General features: G+C 70.0%; 18 protein-coding genes. 4 read left to right on the top strand and 14 right to left on the bottom strand.

The annotated features are described in order from the left end of the window. The first annotated feature begins 35 nt into the window (after window positions 1–35). Complete coding sequence (locus tag ACN5KJ_RS18520) at window positions 36–728, top strand: hypothetical protein (RefSeq protein WP_418595439.1); 693 nt, start codon at window positions 36–38, stop codon at window positions 726–728. A gap of 163 nt (window positions 729–891) precedes the next feature. Here ACN5KJ_RS18520 and ACN5KJ_RS18515 read toward each other — a convergent pair whose 3' ends face one another. The 10 genes from ACN5KJ_RS18515 to ACN5KJ_RS18470 all read right to left on the bottom strand — a co-directional run bounded on the left by ACN5KJ_RS18515 (window position 892) and on the right by ACN5KJ_RS18470 (window position 8426). After that, entirely contained in the window at window positions 892–1614 is a 723-nt protein-coding gene (locus ACN5KJ_RS18515) for a gamma-glutamyl-gamma-aminobutyrate hydrolase family protein (protein WP_418595437.1), read from the bottom strand. Next, entirely contained in the window at window positions 1611–2597 is a 987-nt protein-coding gene (locus ACN5KJ_RS18510) for an amidoligase family protein (RefSeq protein WP_418595435.1), read from the bottom strand. Before ACN5KJ_RS18510 ends, ACN5KJ_RS18515 begins: the two co-directional genes overlap by 4 nt. After that, window positions 2594–2821, bottom strand: a complete 228-nt coding sequence (locus ACN5KJ_RS18505; protein ID WP_418595433.1) for a hypothetical protein — start codon at window positions 2819–2821, stop codon at window positions 2594–2596. The genes ACN5KJ_RS18510 and ACN5KJ_RS18505 overlap by 4 nt, the downstream gene beginning before the upstream one ends. Beyond that, a complete protein-coding gene (locus ACN5KJ_RS18500) occupies window positions 2802–3212 on the bottom strand; it encodes a phage holin family protein (protein ID WP_418595431.1) in 411 nt (136 codons plus the stop codon). Before ACN5KJ_RS18500 ends, ACN5KJ_RS18505 begins: the two co-directional genes overlap by 20 nt. Window positions 3213–3414: 202 nt before the next feature. Beyond that, the gene (locus tag ACN5KJ_RS18495; protein ID WP_347166972.1) at window positions 3415–4101 is read right to left on the bottom strand and encodes an ABC transporter ATP-binding protein; all 687 of its coding nucleotides are present in this window, start codon (window positions 4099–4101) and stop codon (window positions 3415–3417) included. Then, window positions 4098–4847, bottom strand: coding sequence for an ABC transporter ATP-binding protein (locus ACN5KJ_RS18490; RefSeq protein ID WP_418595429.1), 750 nt, complete (start codon window positions 4845–4847; stop codon window positions 4098–4100). Before ACN5KJ_RS18490 ends, ACN5KJ_RS18495 begins: the two co-directional genes overlap by 4 nt. After that, window positions 4840–5823 (bottom strand): branched-chain amino acid ABC transporter permease, encoded by a 984-nt coding sequence (locus ACN5KJ_RS18485; RefSeq protein WP_418595427.1) that lies wholly within the window; start codon window positions 5821–5823, stop codon window positions 4840–4842. Before ACN5KJ_RS18485 ends, ACN5KJ_RS18490 begins: the two co-directional genes overlap by 8 nt. 184 nt (window positions 5824–6007) lie before the next feature. Beyond that, window positions 6008–6928: a branched-chain amino acid ABC transporter permease gene (locus tag ACN5KJ_RS18480; protein ID WP_418595425.1), complete on the bottom strand. Its 921-nt coding sequence runs from the start codon at window positions 6926–6928 to the stop codon at window positions 6008–6010. An 87-nt stretch (window positions 6929–7015) separates the two neighbouring features. Continuing rightward, window positions 7016–8155 carry an ABC transporter substrate-binding protein gene (locus tag ACN5KJ_RS18475; RefSeq protein ID WP_418595423.1) on the bottom strand — a complete coding sequence of 380 codons (1140 nt, stop codon included), beginning with the start codon at window positions 8153–8155 and terminating at the stop codon, window positions 7016–7018. Window positions 8156–8189: 34 nt separating this feature from the next. Next, complete coding sequence (locus ACN5KJ_RS18470) at window positions 8190–8426, bottom strand: Lrp/AsnC ligand binding domain-containing protein (RefSeq protein WP_206564019.1); 237 nt, start codon at window positions 8424–8426, stop codon at window positions 8190–8192. 205 nt (window positions 8427–8631) lie between these two features. Between ACN5KJ_RS18470 and ACN5KJ_RS18465 the strand changes: the two genes are divergently transcribed. Both ACN5KJ_RS18465 and tsaA read left to right on the top strand, forming a co-directional pair. Next, a complete protein-coding gene (locus ACN5KJ_RS18465) occupies window positions 8632–9483 on the top strand; it encodes an SMP-30/gluconolactonase/LRE family protein (protein ID WP_418595421.1) in 852 nt (283 codons plus the stop codon). 280 nt (window positions 9484–9763) lie between these two features. Then, window positions 9764–10246: a tRNA (N6-threonylcarbamoyladenosine(37)-N6)-methyltransferase TrmO gene (gene tsaA, locus ACN5KJ_RS18460; protein ID WP_418595419.1), complete on the top strand. Its 483-nt coding sequence runs from the start codon at window positions 9764–9766 to the stop codon at window positions 10244–10246. Between the two features lie 59 nt (window positions 10247–10305). Here tsaA and ACN5KJ_RS18455 read toward each other — a convergent pair whose 3' ends face one another. Then, window positions 10306–12855, bottom strand: coding sequence for an ATP-binding protein (locus ACN5KJ_RS18455; RefSeq protein ID WP_418595417.1), 2550 nt, complete (start codon window positions 12853–12855; stop codon window positions 10306–10308). A gap of 129 nt (window positions 12856–12984) precedes the next feature. Beyond that, window positions 12985–13485, bottom strand: a complete 501-nt coding sequence (locus ACN5KJ_RS18450; RefSeq protein WP_347166979.1) for a molybdopterin-dependent oxidoreductase — start codon at window positions 13483–13485, stop codon at window positions 12985–12987. 301 nt (window positions 13486–13786) lie between these two features. Between ACN5KJ_RS18450 and ACN5KJ_RS18445 the strand changes: the two genes are divergently transcribed. Further along, window positions 13787–14389 carry a response regulator gene (locus ACN5KJ_RS18445; RefSeq protein WP_418595414.1) on the top strand — a complete coding sequence of 201 codons (603 nt, stop codon included), beginning with the start codon at window positions 13787–13789 and terminating at the stop codon, window positions 14387–14389. Window positions 14390–14490: 101 nt separating this feature from the next. On the opposite strand, the gene ACN5KJ_RS18440 is transcribed toward ACN5KJ_RS18445, so the two are convergent. Then, window positions 14491–14985, bottom strand: a complete 495-nt coding sequence (locus ACN5KJ_RS18440; RefSeq protein ID WP_347166980.1) for a histidine phosphatase family protein — start codon at window positions 14983–14985, stop codon at window positions 14491–14493. A 403-nt stretch (window positions 14986–15388) separates the two neighbouring features. After that, window positions 15389–15733 carry a hypothetical protein gene (locus tag ACN5KJ_RS18435; RefSeq protein ID WP_418595412.1) on the bottom strand — a complete coding sequence of 115 codons (345 nt, stop codon included), beginning with the start codon at window positions 15731–15733 and terminating at the stop codon, window positions 15389–15391. Window positions 15734–15735 lie beyond the last annotated feature (2 nt).

Here is a 15735-nt window from a genome sequence, read left to right as displayed (position 1 = left end):
GGGCGCCGATTGGCGCTGCAAGGATCGAGGTGCACATGCGACTGACCCGGATAAAGACCCTGCCCGTCATGATTTCTGGCGAGACGCAGCCTGTCGGGTTCATCCGTGACGGGCTTCTGGACATGCAGCACCGCAGGGTCACCTACTGGTCGGTGCAGCTTAGCAAGGCGCGGCGTTCCGTGCTGGTATCCGCCAGCCGGTCCGCGCTGAGTGAGGATTCGGTCCGGCTGGAGCTGTCGGACGCGGCGGTGCTGGAAAGCGGCGATCCCGCCGAGGGTCTGGACGAGGATACTCTGGCCACCGGCACGCTGCCGGATGTGCTTGCCGCCGACGGTCCCGACACCGACGGGCCGCCCTTGCGGGGGGTCCGCCGGGTGCTCAGCCTGCTGGAACGGGCCTGGCGCCCGACGGTCCCGGAAAAGCCCGCGAATGCCCCGGCCAGCTGGGTCTGGGGCAGCGAGGTGACCGGCAAGCCCTTCTTCACCTCGGAGGGAGAGCTGGGCCGCATCAGCGACATAGAGATCAACGAGCGTGACGCGGCCCTGCGGCAGCTTCAGGTCTCGCAGGGCGGGGGCGTGACGCTGCATATCAACATCGAGGCGATGCGCCACATCCCGGAAGGCAACAGCCATTTCGTCGCGCGCTCGGCTATTCGCAGGCCGACGGTCGGCAACGATCCGGTGCCGCCGAGTCGCCGGGCAGAGGCTGGCGGGCGACCCGAGGCCTGAGCCATCTGGCGGCGGGTGTCCCGCCTCGCCCCCTGGCAGGCCGCGCCGTTCCCCGCGAATGGCACACGGCCCAGGACATCCCATCCGCTTGTGCATGCGCCGGACAACTGTGCGGGCCTCGCGCCATCCATCAGGCGCGGGGCACGATGGCAAGCACTGCGCGTCAAACCAGCCCCCGCCTTCCGGATGCCAAAGCCGCATCGACCTGCCGCAGGTTGCCGCGCCGCGCGGCAGCCGCAGCGACCAGCGCCCGGAAAATCGCGCGCTGGCGCCGGGAATAGAACAGATGTTCCGGGTGCCACTGGACGCCAAGCGCAAAGGGATCGTCCAGCCGCTCGATGGCCTGGATCATCCCCGCCATGTCGCGGGCCGCGACGCGCACGCCCTTTCCGGGATCGCGGACCGCCTGCGTGTGAAGCGCGTTGACCGTCATCTCCTCTGGCCCTGCGATCCGCGCCAACCTTGTGTCCGGCTCGATCCGGATCGCCCGGCGGGGCAGGACGGTGCGGATCTTGTGCTCCATCCCGAAGGTCTGCCAGGCGCTCTGATCCAGCGTCCCGCCAAGGGCAACGCTGATCATCTGCGCGCCCCGGCAGATGCCCAGCACCGGCAGGTTGCGCGCCAAGGCCTGCCGCGCCAGTTCGCATTCCAAGGCGTCGCGTTCAGGATCAAGCCGGGCGCTGATGCCAAGGGTCCCGCCGTAGAGATCCGGCGAGATATCGTCCCCGCCGCCGATCACGACCCCGTCGACCGCCTCCAGCCGGGGCGGGCGCCTTGTGTCCCAGCGGACGGCCTTGCCCCCGGCCAACCAGATGTTGAAGGCCACCAGCGGGAAGATGCGCCAGCCAGAGCGGCGCGAGGTCGTGACGCCGATGACGGGTTTCATGCCCGGTGCCCCGCCTCTGCCAGAATCGCGGTGGACTCGTTGCGCCAGTCGCCGCGCCCGCTGAGCAGGCGGTCCCGGTATCGCAGCCGCGCCGCGGCCAGCCGGTCCAGCAGCGCCTCGTCCGCGGCCACCGTCTCGACCAGCAGCCAGTCGCGCCATGCCTGCGACAGCGACCAGTTCGCCTCGTCGATGCGGCTGTCGGGCAGGCGGAAGTGGAAGGTCGGGCGGGCATGGGTGGTGCCGCCGTCGCCCCCGCCGAAGAGCCGCTGAAAGCGGCGGTCGTCGAGGTGGCGAAACAGCGGCAGCAGGTCCAGCCCGTGATTGCGGCTGGTGGTATGGCGCGCGTAAAGCACCATCAGGTCGCGCAGCGAGGCGGTCGCGGCCCCGGCCAGCGCGTCGATCAGCGCGGCGGGCCAGCGGTCGACGAAGGGCAGCAAACGCCGGGTGCCGTCGATGCGGTCCTCGGCGCGCAGGTGTTCCTCGATCAGCCCGTAGGCGCGGATCGTGGCCGGAGTCAGCGGGTGATCCAGCCCCGCGATCTCCGGGTTCAGGTGCACGCCGAAGCCGTAGAACACCCCCTGACCAGACCCCTTGGCCCCGGCGTCGCGCAGGGCGGAGAGGGCCGCGTCAAGCCGGGGCAGGGCGCTGGCGGGGATGGGCGCGGTGATTACCTCGACGGGGATGATGCCACGGGCAAGGTCCAGCCCCTCCTGCACCAGCCGCCGGTCGGAATTCTTGCGCAGCGCGGTGTCGAGCTCGACGGTCAGATCGCCGATCCGGGACCCGCAGAGGCTGTAGAGATAGGGACCGCTTTGCTCGATCTCGCCGCCCAGCACCCCGGAGAGGACGCGGGCAACTTCGCTTTCGTCCAGCCCGGCGAATTCCACCTCGACACCCGTGCGGCGGGGGCGGCCTTCAGCGTTCAGGGCCACCGGCAGGGGCGGGAAGGGCGGGTCGGCGGCCCGGGCGCGGTCCGGCGTCATTTGCGCCGCCGCCGGATCAGCCATGCGGTGGCGAGGCCCGCGCCGAAGGCAAGGCCCAGCGTCTTCCACGGGGTTCGCCGGGGCGCGGGGGCCTCGACCGGGCGCACGGGCGCCTCTTGCGGTTCCTCGGGCGCCGGAGCCACCAGCACCAGCAGCCGCGCGGCCAGCGCCTCGCGCTCGGCCTCGGCCAGCTGGGCAAGGCGTCTAGAGGTCTCGCCGGGCACGCAGCACCTCCTCGACCGCCGCGATATCCGCGCGAAGCTGGGCCAGCGTCTTGTCCGGGGTCAGGGCCCGCGACGACAGGCGCCTGCGCGCCATCAGCAGGCAGACCAGCGCCAGACCCAGCAGGACGCCCGCGACGATCAGCGCCGACAGCGCGACCGACAGGCCGAAGCTGGCGGCTATCAGTGCCACGGCGGCGGCGGCCAGCACCTGCAGCATGACCATCGCCAGCACGGCGGCGGCGATGTAGAGGACCACGCCGGACCCGGCCCTGGCCCATTTCTCGGATATCTCGCGGCGCGCCAGAAGCAGCTCTGTCTGGATATGGCCTTTGGCAAGGGCGATGATTTCGGGCAGAAGGCGGGTCAGCTCGACGAGCCTGGCAGTGTTCATTCGCGGCGTCCCGGTCGCGCCTGTCCGGGTCAGGCGGCGCGCCTTTCCTTTGGTGTCATTCGCGGGGGCAACGCGGATCACGCGGAATGGTTCCGCCAAACCCTTGAGAAATCTGTTCCATGCGCCCGGTCCCCGCGACAAGCCCGTCGGCAAGGGCGCGGCGGCCGGTCAGCGCTTGCCCCTGCGTGGCGGAAGGGGGGCGTCAGACTCCCAGGTAGCGCGTCGTCTCTTCCGGGGTCAGCCTGTCCAGCGGCCCGGTCCACTCGGACCGGCCCCGGCTGAGGATCACCGCGCGGTCGGCGACCTGCGCAAGCTCCTTCAGGGACTTGTCGACGATCAGGATGGCCATGCCGGTCTCGCGTTTCAGCCGGGACAGGGCGGTCCAGATCTCTTGCCGGATCATCGGCGCCAGACCCTCTGTCGCCTCGTCCAGAACCAGCAGGCGCGGGTTCGTCATCAGCGCCCGCCCGATGGCCAGCATCTGCTGTTCGCCGCCGGACAGCGACCGGGCCACCTGCCCGGACCGCTCGGCCAGCCGCGGGAACAGCGCGGTGACCGCCGCGCGGTCCCACGGCCCGGGGCGGGCGGCGGCGGTCAGGTTCTCGGTCACGGTCAGGTCCGCGAAGCAGCGCCGCCCCTCGGGCACCAGCCCGATGCCCAGCCGCGCCGCCTGATGCGGCTTCAGGCGCGACAGGTCCCGGTCGGCGAAGCGCAGGGTGCCGGAGGCGGGCAGCAGGCGGCAGAGGCTGCGGATGGTCGTGGTCTTGCCCATGCCGTTGCGCCCCATAAGCGCCAGCACCTCGCCCTCGGCGATGTCGAAGGACACGGAAAACAGCGCCTGGCTGGCGCCGTAGAAGGCGGCTAGGTCGCGCACGGTCAGAAGCGTCACGATGCATCCCCCAGGTAGGCCTCGCCCACGGCCCGGTCGGCGCGGATCTCGGCGACGGTGCCCGAGGCGATGACCTTGCCGTAGACCAGCACGGAAATCCGGTCCGCAAGGGCAAAGACCGCGTCCATGTCGTGTTCGACCAGCAGGATCGGCGCCTCGGCGCGCAGCCCGTCCAGCAGGCCTGTCAGCATGGCAGAGCCCTCGGTCCCGAGACCCGCCATGGGCTCGTCCATGACAAAGGCGCGGGGCGACAAGGTCAGGGCGACCGCGACCTCCAGCAGCCGCCGCTGCCCGTGCGACAGATCGGCGGCCCGGGTGGCGGCCTGCGCCTCCAGCCCGACCCGCGCCAGCGCCGCTTCGGCCCGCGCGCGCAGGGAACGGTTGCGCAGGACCGGGCGGAAGGGATGCCACGCGGCCCCGGCGGCCCCCACGGCGCCCAGCAGCACGTTTTCCAGCACGCTGTCCTCCAGCGCCAGACGGCTGACCTGGAAGGTCCGCGCCAGCCCGGCGCGGGCGCGGGCCGGCGCGGCCTGGGCCGTCACATCGCGGCCCGCCAGCCAGACCGACCCGGCGTCCGGCGCCAGCGTGCCGCAGATCTGCGCGATCAGGGTCGACTTGCCGGCGCCGTTGGGCCCGATCACCGCATGGATCTCGCCGGGGCGCAGGGTGATCGATACCCCGTCCGTCGCCGTCAGGGCGCCGAAGCGGCGCACCAGCCCGCGGGTTTCCAGAACCGGCTCAGCCATGGGGCCGCGCCCGCCCGGCGATCAGCCCGATCAGCCCGCCCCTGCCGAACAGCACGACCAGCAGCAGGATCAGCCCGAACCAGATGTGCCAGAACTCGGTGACCCCGCCCAGCACATGCTCCAGCACCACGAAGACCACGGCGCCGACCACCGGCCCGAACAGCCGCGCCGCGCCGCCGAGGATGACGAAGACGATCAGCTCGCCCGACAGCTGCCAGCTGAACATCGACGGCGAGACGAAGCGGTTGAGGTCGGCGTAAAGCGCCCCCGCCAGCCCGGTCACCGCGCCCGACAGGGTGAAGCCCGCCAGCCGCAGCCGGTAGGGATCCAGCCCCACCGCCTGCGCCCGCTCGGGCGCCTGCCGCGCGGCGTTCAGGGCCAGGCCGAAGGCGGAGCGGCGCAGCAGGGCGGTCAGGCCCAGCACCAGCAGCAGCGCCCCGAGGCACAGCCCGTAGAACTGGATCGGCACCAGCGTGTTCAGCCCGGGAAAACCGTTCCGCAGGTAGATCGACATGCCGTACTCACCGCCATAGGTGCCCCAGCTGATGGTGAAGAAATAGAACATCTGCCCGAAGGCCAGCGTGATCATGATGAAATAGACGCCGCCCGTGCGCAGGCTCAGAAGCCCGATCAGGAAGGCCGCCAGCCCCGAGGCCGCCACGGCCACCAGCCAGATCACCGGCATCGACTTCGTTCCCGGCACCACAAGGGGCCACTCGGCCACCGGTGTGTAACTCTGCGCGTGGAAGGCAAGGATGCCCATGGCATAGCCGCCGATCCCGAAGAAGGCCGCATGGCCCAGCGAGACCATCCCGCCGATCCCCAGCGCGATGTTCAGCCCCACGGCGGCCAGCGCAAGGATCGCCGCCCGCGTCGCCAGCGTGACGGTGAAGGGCTCCTCCGACAGATGCGCCCAAAGCGGCACCGCCACCAGCCCCAGCAGGATCGCGGCATTCAACAGCGTCTCTCGGCTCATACCCGCGCCTCTCCTGCAGCAAGGCCCTTGTCGAAGCGCCGCCCAGCTTCTTCTGTCCGGAAATATCCCGGGGGGGCTGCGCAGCAGCGGGGGCAGCGCCCCCTCCAACCGCTGCCGGACAGCGCCGGGCACGCGGAGGGCACGGAAACGCACCCCAAGCGGCCCGCGCCACGCACCAAACCCCTCATGCCCGCGCTCCGAACAACCCGGTGGGTTTCCAGATCAGAACCCCCGCCATCAGCACGTAGATCGCCATGGCCGCAAGCGCGCCACCGGTCTGGGTCGCCTCGGCGGGCGGCAGCACCAGCTTGAAGAGTTCCGGCAGGAAGAGCCCGCCCAGCGTGTCCGTCAGCGCCACGAGGATCGCGCCCACCAGCGCGCCGCGGATCGAGCCGATGCCGCCGATCACGATGGTCACGAAGGCCAGGATCAGCACCGGCTCTCCCATGCCAACCTGCACCGACTGCAGGACACCCACCAGCGCCCCCGCCAGCCCCGCCAGTGCCGCCCCCAGCGCGAAGACCAGCGTGTAGAGCCGGTCGATATCCACCCCCAGCGCCGCGATCATCTCGCGGTCGTTCTCGCCCGCGCGGATCTGCACGCCCAGCCGGGTGCGGCCGATCAGCCAGAACAGGCCCGCCGCCACCACAAGGCCGACCAGGATCAGCGTCAGCCGGTAGAGCGGATACTGGATGCCGCCCGGCAGGGTGACGGGACCGGACAGCGCCGCGGGCACGTCGAGGTACAGCGGGAAGGAGCCGAAGAGCCAGCGCGTGCCCTCGGAGAAGATCAGGATCAGGGCGAAGGTGGCCAGGACCTGGTCGAGGTGGTCGCGGGCGTAGAGGCGGCGGATCACCACCCGCTCGATCAGCGCACCCATGGCCGCCGCCCCCGCGAGCGCCGCCACCAGCCCCAGCAGGAAGGATCCCGTCGCCGCGGAAACCGCCGCCGCGCAGAAGGCGCCGACCATGTAAAGCGAGCCATGGGCAAGGTTGATCAGCCCCATGACGCCGAAGATCAGCGTCAGGCCGGCGGCCATGAGGAACAGCATGATGCCGGATTGCAGGCCGTTTAGGACCTGCTCGGCGAATAGGGTCAGGGTCATCGTCTCATTCCGGGTGGCCCGCCGGAACCCCGGCGGGACCAAAATCCTTCGAAGGATTTTTCAAATTCCTTCCAGGGAATTTGCGGCTCACATCTTGCACTGGTCGAGATAGGCGTTGTCGCGGTCCTCGATGGCGGTCTCGACGATCTTGTTGGTCAGCAGGTCGCCTTCCTTGATCACCTCGCGCACGTAGATGTCCTGGATCGGGTGATTGTTCGCCGCAAAGGAGAAATCGCCCCGGACAGAGGCGAAATCCGCCGCCTTCAGCGCCGCGCGGAAGCCATCGACATCCTCCGGTCCGGCACTGTCCAGCGCCGAGAGCAGCAGGTTCGCGGTGTCATAGCCCTGCGCCGCGTAGATCGAGGGCAGGCGGTCGTATTTCTCCTGGAAGGCCGCCACGAAGGCGGCGTTGGCCGCGTTGTCGAGGTCCTTGGACCAGGACGAGGTGTTCTTCACCCCCAGCGCCGCGTCTCCCACCGCCTGCAGGATGCCCTGATCGAACGAAAACGCCGGCCCGATCAGCGGCAGATCCACACCCGAATCCGCGTATTGCTTCAGGAAGGAGATGCCCATGCCGCCGGGCAGGAAGAAGAAGACCGAATCCGCCCCCGAGGCGCGGATCTGCGCGATCTCGGCGGCATAGTCGGTCTGGCCCAGCGTGGTGTAGATCTCGCCCGCAAGCCCGCCCTCGTAGAAGCGCTTGAAGCCGTTCAGGCTGTCATGGCCCGCCGGGTAGTTGGGCGCGAGGATGAAGGGCTTGGTGAAGCCCGCCTTGGCCACATAGGCACCCGCGCCCTCATGCAGGTTGTCGTTCTGGTAGGACACCGAGAAGAAATTCGGGTTGCAGCCCGGGCCGGCCAGCTGCGCAGGCGCGGCGTTGGTGGACAGGTAGAACAGCCCCTGCGCCGTCGCGGCGGGCACCACGGCCATGGCGAGGTTCGACCAGACGATGCCGGTCAGCACGTCGACCTTGTCGGACTGGATCATCTTGTCGGCCAGCTGCACCGCGATCTCGGGCTTCTGCTGGTCGTCCTCGATCACCACCTCGACGTCGTCGCGGCCCGCGCCCTCGATCGCCAGCATGAAGCCATCGCGGGTGTCGATGCCCAGACCGGCGCCGCCGCCGGAAAGGGTGGTGATCATGCCGACCTTGACCTCGGCAGAGGCGGTGGCGGCGGTCAGCGCGGCAAGGGCCGTGCCCAGGGCAAGGCTGCGGAATGTGGTCATGTCTGTTTCCCCGTTGTTCTATGTCCTGCGCCGGTCAGAAGGCGCGGAAGGTCAGTGTCGTCAGGGTCCGTTCGATCCCGGCGATGTCCAGAAGGTTGTCGTTGATGAACTTGCCCACGTCATCCCCGGCGGGGATGTAGAGCTTCAGCAGAAGGTCGAATTCGCCGCTGGTCGAATAGAGTTCCGAGTGGATCTCGCGCAGCGTGATGTCCTTGGCGACGCGATAGGCGGTGCCGGGTGTGCACCGGATCTGGACGAAAACGCAATTCATAAGGGCCTCCCTGCGGCTTGCGGCCTGAATTGACCCGAAAACGGCGCGCGAATCCAGCCCCTTGCGGCGTGAAGTTTGCCTCTGCCCTGCCGCCGCCCTGTCCGGCCCGTCCGGCGGTCGCCGCTTTCCGGCACCTCGACGCGGCTGGGCCTTGCGCCCCGGGGCGGGGCGGATCAGCATGGGCCGCGACACCGGGGAGGGATCGATGACGGATGACGGCGTGTTGTCGCGCACGAAATGCGCGCTGGGAGAGGGACCGCTGTGGCACCCCGAGCGGCAGACGCTGTTCTGGTTCGACATCCTCGGCCACCGGCTGTTCGAGCATGACGGCACCGCCGAGCGGTCATGGCCGCTGGATCGTGCCGCCTCTGCCGCAGGCTGGGTGGACCGGGACCGGCTGCTGATCGCGACCGAGACGGACCTCTGCCTGTTCGATCTCGCGACCGGGAAAGCAGACAGCCTTGTGCCGCTGGAGGCCGACAACCCGGGCACCCGGTCGAACGACGGGCGGGCGGATCCCTATGGCGGCTTCTGGATCGGCACCATGGGCCACGCGGGCGAGGCGGGCGCGGGGGCCATCTACCGATACCACGGGGGTGAACTGCGGGTGCTCTATCCCGGCATCAGCATTCCCAACGCCACCTGTTTCTCGCCGGACGGGCAGTTTGCCTTCTTTACCGACCTGCCCACGGGGGTGATCCAGCGCGTTGCCCTCGATGCCGAGGGCTGGCCCAAGGGCACCCCCTTTCCCTGGCTGGATCTGAGCGGCGAGGGGCTGAACCCGGACGGCGCGGTGATCGATGCGCAGGGCAACCTGTGGTCGGCGCAATGGGGGGCGGGCCGGGTGGCCTGCTACGACCCGGAGGGCCGCTTTCTTCGGGCGCTGGATCTGCCGACCCCGCAGACCACCTGCCCGGCCTTCGGCGGGGCAGAGCTGTCCCGGCTGTTCGTGACATCGGCGGCAGAGGGGCGCCCGGCAGAGGACCGGCTGGCAGGCTGTACCTTCACGCTGGAGCCGGGCCTGCGCGGGCAGGCCGAACACCGGGTGATCCTGTGACCGCCGCTGCCCTGAAGTGCCCCCGCCGGTCCGGTCGGTCCGGCGCCGGGGGCCCGGCGCCGGGGGTGGCCTGCCCACCGGCTGCCCCGTTCCGGGGGCCGGGCCGGTCCCATGCCTATCCGGCGACCCGGCGCCCCCGTGGCGGGCAGCGCGGCGCGGCTCTGCCCGGGCGCGTCTGGGCCGGTCGGCGGATGGACGGCCCCGCTGGCCCGCGCCGTCGCTGCGCCGGTGCAGGGGATCTGGCGGGCTGCGGCGGGCAGGTCAGAGGACGGGGGCGCAGATGACGGACCATCACGGCGATGCCCGGAGACCGGGGGAGATTCTCGCCGACCTGCCAGAGGCGACCGACGCGGGGCTGCGTTTTGTCGGCGTGATCCGCACGCCCTTTGCCACCCGGGCCGACTGCCCCCGGCGCGGCGACGCAGAGCAGGGGCCGGACTGCCGGATCGAGGTGGCCGCGCTTTATGAGCCCGCTCTTCTGGCGGTCGAGGATCACGCGCGGATCGAGGTGCTGTACTGGCTGCACGAGGCGCGGCGGGACCTGCTGACCCAGTCGCCGAAGTCCGACGGGGTGCAGCGGGGCACCTTCTCGTTGCGCTCGCCCCTGCGGCCGAACCCGATCGGGACGTCGATCGTCACGCTTCTGCGGCGCGAGGGGCGCGTGCTGGTGGTGCGGGGGCTGGACTGCCTCGACGGGACGCCGCTGCTGGATCTCAAGCCCGCGCGCTGCGGCTACGCGGTGGTGGCGCCGGACAAGGCCTGAGCCGGGCGCCGGTCAAGGCAGGCGGCATCGGCTGGGGCCCATCCGGTGCCGCACCGGGTTCAGACGGCGCGCCGTTGCGGGGGCTCTGTCACATCCCGCAGCGCGGCTTCGGCAGCGGTCCAGCAGGCGGTCAGAGCGGCCCGCAGTTCCGTCAATTCGTCCGGAGAGGCCTCTGGCACGAAGACCTGCGCCTCGCGCAGGCGCTGCGTCAGCTGCATGGCGCCGAAGACCCCGGCAGAGCCTGCCATGCGATGCGCCTCGGCAGCCAGCGCCGCGCGGTCGGTCTGTGGCACCATGCCCTCCAGAAAGCTGGTCATCTCGGCGCGGAATGTCGCCAGCAGGGCGGCAAGCCGCGCCGCGGGCAGGTCCGCCTGCAATTCCGCAAGATGCGCGCGGTCCAGAACCGGCGCGTCCCTGGTCGCGGTCGCGCCGACGGAAAGCGGTCTGCCCGACAGCGCCTCTGCCAGGGCCTCGCGCACCGAAGCGGCAGAGATCGGCTTGACCAGAACGCCGACCATGCCCGCCTCGTCGAAGGCGCGGCGTTCCTCGGCCAGGGCATGGGCGGTGGTTGCGATGATCGGCACATTGGCCGACAGCCCGCCGCCCTCGCGGATGGCCCGGGCCGCCTCGATCCCGTTCATGCCCGGCATCGAGATGTCCATCAGGATGACGTCGAAACGGGTCTTTGCCGCCTCTGCCACGCCTTCGGCCCCGCCCGGCGCCTCTGTCACCTTGTGGCCGCCGCGATGCAGGAATTCCCGCGCGACAAGCCGGTTGATCTCGTTGTCCTCGACCACCAGAACGCGAAGAGGCGGCAGCCGCTCTGCCTTCGGTGGCCGGACCGGCGCTGTCGCCTGCGGCGCGTGGCTTTCGCCGGGCAGGGCCATGGGCAGGTGCAGCCAGAAGACACTGCCCTCGCCCGCCTCGCTTTCGGCGCCAAGATCGCCCCCCAGCGCCCGGGCCAGACGGCGCGAGATCCCCAGTCCCAGCCCGGTGCCGGTGGTGCGGCGCGCGTAAGAGCTGTCGATGGTCACGAAGTCGTCGAAGATGCGGTCCAGATCGGCCTCGGGGATGCCGATGCCGGTGTCGATGACCCGGAACTCGACCGCGTCCAGACCGCCGTCGCAATCGACCTCCAGGGTGATCGTCCCGTTGCGGGTGAACTTGACCGCGTTGCCGACGAGGTTCAGCAGGATCTGCCGCAGCCTGTCGGGGTCGCTGTAGACCGTGTGCAGCGCCGGATCGGAGGGCGCCAGCACGATCCGGTTGCCCTGCGCGCGGGCGCGCTCTGCCTGGTTTTCGACGATCTCTTCCATCAGCGCGACAAGGTCGAAGCGCCGCTTGCGCAGGGTCATCTTGCCGGCGTCCAGCCGCGAAATGTCGAGGACGTCGTTGACGTGGTTCAGCAGCACCTTGCCGGAATTCCGCACGATCCGCAGAAAGCGCTTCTGCCGGGCGTTCAGGTTGTCGCCCTCGAACAGCTCCAGCGAGCCCAGCATGCCGTTCAGGGGTGTGCGCATCTCGTGGCTCATGACCGCCAGCAGGTCCGCCTTCTGGCGTTCCCCGGCGATGGCGCGGTCGCGGGCCTCGCGCAGGGCTTCCTCGTCCGAGACGCGGGTCGAGATGTCGCGCAGGAAGATCACGAAGATCTCGCCGCCGGGGCTGTGCGCCCGGGCCGAGGAGACATCGACCGGGAACAGGCTGCCGTCGCGGCGCCGCGCTTCGGCCTGCCGGGTGCCGGAGCCGGTGGCGAGGAAGGGCGCCAGCGCCGCGCCATAAGGCAGAAGCAGCGCGGCCATGTCGGCGCCGATCGCCAGATCGCGGCGGCGGCCGAAGATGCGTTCGGCGGCGCCGTTGTACTCGACGATGCGCCCGGCGCGGTCGACCACCAGGATGGCGTCCAGCGAGGTCGAGATGATGGTTTCCAGCCGTTCGCGCATTTCGCGGTTGGACTGGGCGCTGAGTTCGCGCTGACGGCCCAGCCGCACCAGCATCAGGATCAGCACCAGCAGCAGCACGACCAGCGCGAGGGTCAGCACGCCGATGCGCAGCAGGGTGCTGAAGATGCTGGTCCGGCGGGTGTCGTCGAAACGCGCGTAATAGGCGATGCCGTCCAGTGCGGTCTTGCGCACGACGCCGCGCATCTGGGCGGATTCCGTCTGCAGCCGGGGCAGTTGCGCTGCAAGCCGGGTATCCGGCCCGTCGATCACCGGCACCCAGGAGTCGCGCCAGGCGAGGATCTCGTCCAGCTGCGCCTGAACCTCGGGGACGCTGCGCAGCCCGCGGAACAGGGTGCTGTCGGTGATGGTCTGGACCCGGCTGTAAAAGACATTGAACCGCAGCCGGACCTCTTCGAGGCCGGCCCCGCTGGCGCTGTCCTCGGCCATGGCGGCATAGGTGGCGAGTTCCAGCGCCGCAAGCTCGGTCTCTGTCTGGCCCAGGGTCCATTGCATGTTGTCCGAGGAAGAGGAGGACAGCCACCCCATCTGTTGGCTGACATCCATGACCAGCACGCCGATGGTGGTCACGAAAAGCGACACCACGAAGGCCGTCAGGCCGCGGCGGACGATGTAGTTCTCGGCAAATCCGACGTTGATCTTGCGTTGCACCTCTGACGGGCTTTCCTGTTACCGCTCGGGCCGCAGCCTAAGCCCTTTGCGGCGCGCTTGCATGGGGAAATCGCCCGTAGCGCCGCGTGCCTGGCGATCGGGTGCGGGGCTTGCCGCCCGCTGCCGGTCTCAGGGGATCACCTCGATCCGGTCCAGCTGCCAGACGCTGCGGGCGTGGTGGGTTTCCTGCCGGAAGACCGGGTCGCTGTCGTAGGGGTAGACAAGCCACAGCGGCCCCTTGTCGCGTACCGACATCGGCTGGCCGTTCCGGGTGTAGGCGATCAGGGCAGTGCCGCTGGTCACGTCGGACCACGGGATGTCGATGGCGTAATCGTTTACCGCATGGGCCCGAAGCGCCTGGCCGCCTGCGCCGATCCGCGTCATCAGGTCGCGAAGCGTGACCCCCGTGAATGTCTGCGGTCCCGCCGTCCAGATCGTCGTTGTCCGCAGGGACGTCGCCGGAAACGCCGCCAGCGCCGCCCGGTCCAGCCGGATCGTCTGCCCCCCTGGCTGGGACAGGGTCAGCAGCACCGGGCCTTCCGGCCCCGGCAGGGGTTGGGCGGTTGCGCCCGGGCCGCTGGCAACGAGCAGGGCCATGGCAAGCAGGAGAGCACGGGGTATCGGCAGCATAGCGATGGTCCAATATGGCGTTGCGCGCGTGCGGAACGACCACCGTTTTACAACATGTTGCGCCGACAGGGCATAGTGTGCTTTCGCACGGGCAGGCGGGGTGCTACATCCCGGGACGAACATGCGAAGCCGGCAGATTTCTGCCCGAGATGCCCTGACAGTTTAAACATCTCCTTAATCCCGAAAGGGCACATCTTTGCCGCACCGGCAGGTGGACGACGCCCGGACGGTTCGTGTTTTGGAGAGGAATATGCTGGAAAGGCGGCGCAGCCCGGACAGAGCGGGAAGCAGGACGAACACTATGCGGATACTCGTGGCGGACGATCACGATCTGGTGCGGGAAACCATTGCCGCCTACCTGAACGGAACAGAGATCGAGGAGGTGCAGACCGTCGCCACCCTCGACGAGGCCGTGCAGGTGGTCGAAGAGACCGGCAGCTTCGATCTTGTCCTTCTGGACTACAATATGCCGGGCATGAACGGGCTGGACGGGCTGACGCGCATGCAGGCGGCGAACGCCGGGCGGCCGGTGGCGATCCTGTCGGGCAGCGCCACGCGCGAGATCGCCGATGCGGCGCTGAAGGCGGGGGCGCAGGGCTTCATCCCCAAGACCCTCAGCGCGCGCTCGCTGCTGAGCGCGGCGCGCTTCATGGCCGCCGGGGAAACCTACGTGCCGGTCGAATTCCTTCAGCAGCAGCCCGCGGACAAGGGCGGCCCGCTGACCCGGCGCGAGCTGGAGGTGCTGCGCGGGATCTGCGCGGGCAAGGCCAACAAGGAAATCGCCCGCGACCTCGACCTTCAGGAGGTCACGGTGAAGCTGCACGTCAAGACGCTGTCGCGCAAGCTGGCAGCGCGCAACCGCACCCATGCGGCGATGATCGCCCGCGACCGGGGGCTGGCCTGAGCGCCGCGGGCCGGGCGTAGAGCCGGGCCGGGGGCCGGTTCGGCCCTGCCTGCGCCGGTGGCGCCGGGGCTTTCGGGGCGGTGACGACCAGCGATGCGGCCTCAGTCGGGGCCGTAGCGGCGGCGGTCGAGGGTCAGCCCGCCATCGGAGTCGCTGCGCAGGATGTGCAGGTCGCCATAGGCCAGCGGCGCGGGATCGGAGAGACCCAGATCCTCCCAGATGGTCGCGATATTGCCCTTGTTGCCGATCCAGATCACCGATTTCCCGGCCCCCGCCTGCATCAGCGCGGCGGTCGGCGCCTCCTGCGGGATGCGATGCACCGCAAAGCCCCGGGCGGCGGCCAGCGGGGCGGCGGTGTCGAGGTTCCTCTTGATGCCGGGCGCATAGATCGCGTCGAGCGGCATCCCGTCCAGCGCCGCAACCAGTGCCCGCGCTCTCTGCCGGCCCTTGGCGGTCAGATCCTCGCCCTCGCGGTCGGCGTGGCGGGTCACGATCAGAACCGAGTTCGGCGCCATGGCCAGCCCAAGCGGTCCCCCGGTGCAGGCCCCCAGCGCAATGAAGGCGGGTGCGGTCAGCAGGAGGTGTCGGCGGAACATGGGCGCTCTCCGGATGGGATGGGGAAGAGCTTACCCATGATCCTTCGTTTCACGCAACAAATTCAGCGTTTCCGTGGCGGGGCCTGCGCATCGCGCCAATCCCGGGGGCTGATCTGCGCCTGACAGGGCGGGATCGCATGCGCGGGCAACGGCCCCGGGGCCGCCAAGGGCGACGGCCTTCCGTTGGTCCGCTGCAAGTCAGGCGCCGCGATGCCGGTGCGCGGCGCATCGGCCTGTGGGGCGCATCGTGCAGGCCTGTGCCCGGGCGTGTCAGGCCCGGCTCGGGCCGCTCTGACCGATCCGCCGCTGTCCCCTGAAAGGCGGGCCCCCGAGGGACCGACCAAAAACGGCGCGCCGGGGGGAAGGCGCGCCGTTCGGGGCCGTCATGGAGGAGCCGCTGCCGTTATTCGGTGGCGGCGGGAGCAGCGGGGGCTGCTGCCTCCGGCGCGGCCGGGGTGATGGTATTGTCGGGGTTGGCGGCAGGGTCGGCCGGTGCCGGAACCATGCCATCCTGCGCCATCGGCTGCGTGACGGCGGGGCCGTCCGGTGCGTCGACCGGGGTGGTCGTGGCGTCGGGGCCAAGCGACAGCATCACCCCCAGCCCGACCAGCAGGGCCAGCGCCACCGCAAGGCCGATGGCCGTGCCGGTGTTCGAGCGCGTCGTCGGAAAGCGGGCGCCCGTGGCGTCCTGCTGCTCCAGCCGGGCATCGTGGCGTTGCAGGTAGGGATCGTGGGTCTGATAGGTCATGG

This window comes from Ponticoccus sp. (in: a-proteobacteria), assembly GCF_048381735.1.
The sequence above is the reverse complement of the archived record's forward strand: the minus strand, read 5'-3'. Positions and strand labels throughout refer to the sequence as shown.

Coding starts and splice junctions, on each gene's coding strand:
- ACN5KJ_RS18520 (WP_418595439.1), top strand. CDS start 36: ATGCGACTGACCCGGATAAAGACCCTGCCCGTCATGATTTCTGGCGAG.
- ACN5KJ_RS18515 (WP_418595437.1), bottom strand. CDS start 1,614: ATGAAACCCGTCATCGGCGTCACGACCTCGCGCCGCTCTGGCTGGCGC.
- ACN5KJ_RS18510 (WP_418595435.1), bottom strand. CDS start 2,597: ATGACGCCGGACCGCGCCCGGGCCGCCGACCCGCCCTTCCCGCCCCTG.
- ACN5KJ_RS18500 (WP_418595431.1), bottom strand. CDS start 3,212: ATGAACACTGCCAGGCTCGTCGAGCTGACCCGCCTTCTGCCCGAAATC.
- ACN5KJ_RS18490 (WP_418595429.1), bottom strand. CDS start 4,847: ATGGCTGAGCCGGTTCTGGAAACCCGCGGGCTGGTGCGCCGCTTCGGC.
- ACN5KJ_RS18485 (WP_418595427.1), bottom strand. CDS start 5,823: ATGAGCCGAGAGACGCTGTTGAATGCCGCGATCCTGCTGGGGCTGGTG.
- ACN5KJ_RS18480 (WP_418595425.1), bottom strand. CDS start 6,928: ATGACCCTGACCCTATTCGCCGAGCAGGTCCTAAACGGCCTGCAATCC.
- ACN5KJ_RS18475 (WP_418595423.1), bottom strand. CDS start 8,155: ATGACCACATTCCGCAGCCTTGCCCTGGGCACGGCCCTTGCCGCGCTG.
- ACN5KJ_RS18470 (WP_206564019.1), bottom strand. CDS start 8,426: ATGAATTGCGTTTTCGTCCAGATCCGGTGCACACCCGGCACCGCCTAT.
- ACN5KJ_RS18465 (WP_418595421.1), top strand. CDS start 8,632: ATGACGGATGACGGCGTGTTGTCGCGCACGAAATGCGCGCTGGGAGAG.
- tsaA (WP_418595419.1), top strand. CDS start 9,764: ATGACGGACCATCACGGCGATGCCCGGAGACCGGGGGAGATTCTCGCC.
- ACN5KJ_RS18450 (WP_347166979.1), bottom strand. CDS start 13,485: ATGCTGCCGATACCCCGTGCTCTCCTGCTTGCCATGGCCCTGCTCGTT.
- ACN5KJ_RS18445 (WP_418595414.1), top strand. CDS start 13,787: ATGCGGATACTCGTGGCGGACGATCACGATCTGGTGCGGGAAACCATT.
- ACN5KJ_RS18440 (WP_347166980.1), bottom strand. CDS start 14,985: ATGTTCCGCCGACACCTCCTGCTGACCGCACCCGCCTTCATTGCGCTG.
- ACN5KJ_RS18435 (WP_418595412.1), bottom strand. CDS start 15,733: ATGACCTATCAGACCCACGATCCCTACCTGCAACGCCACGATGCCCGG.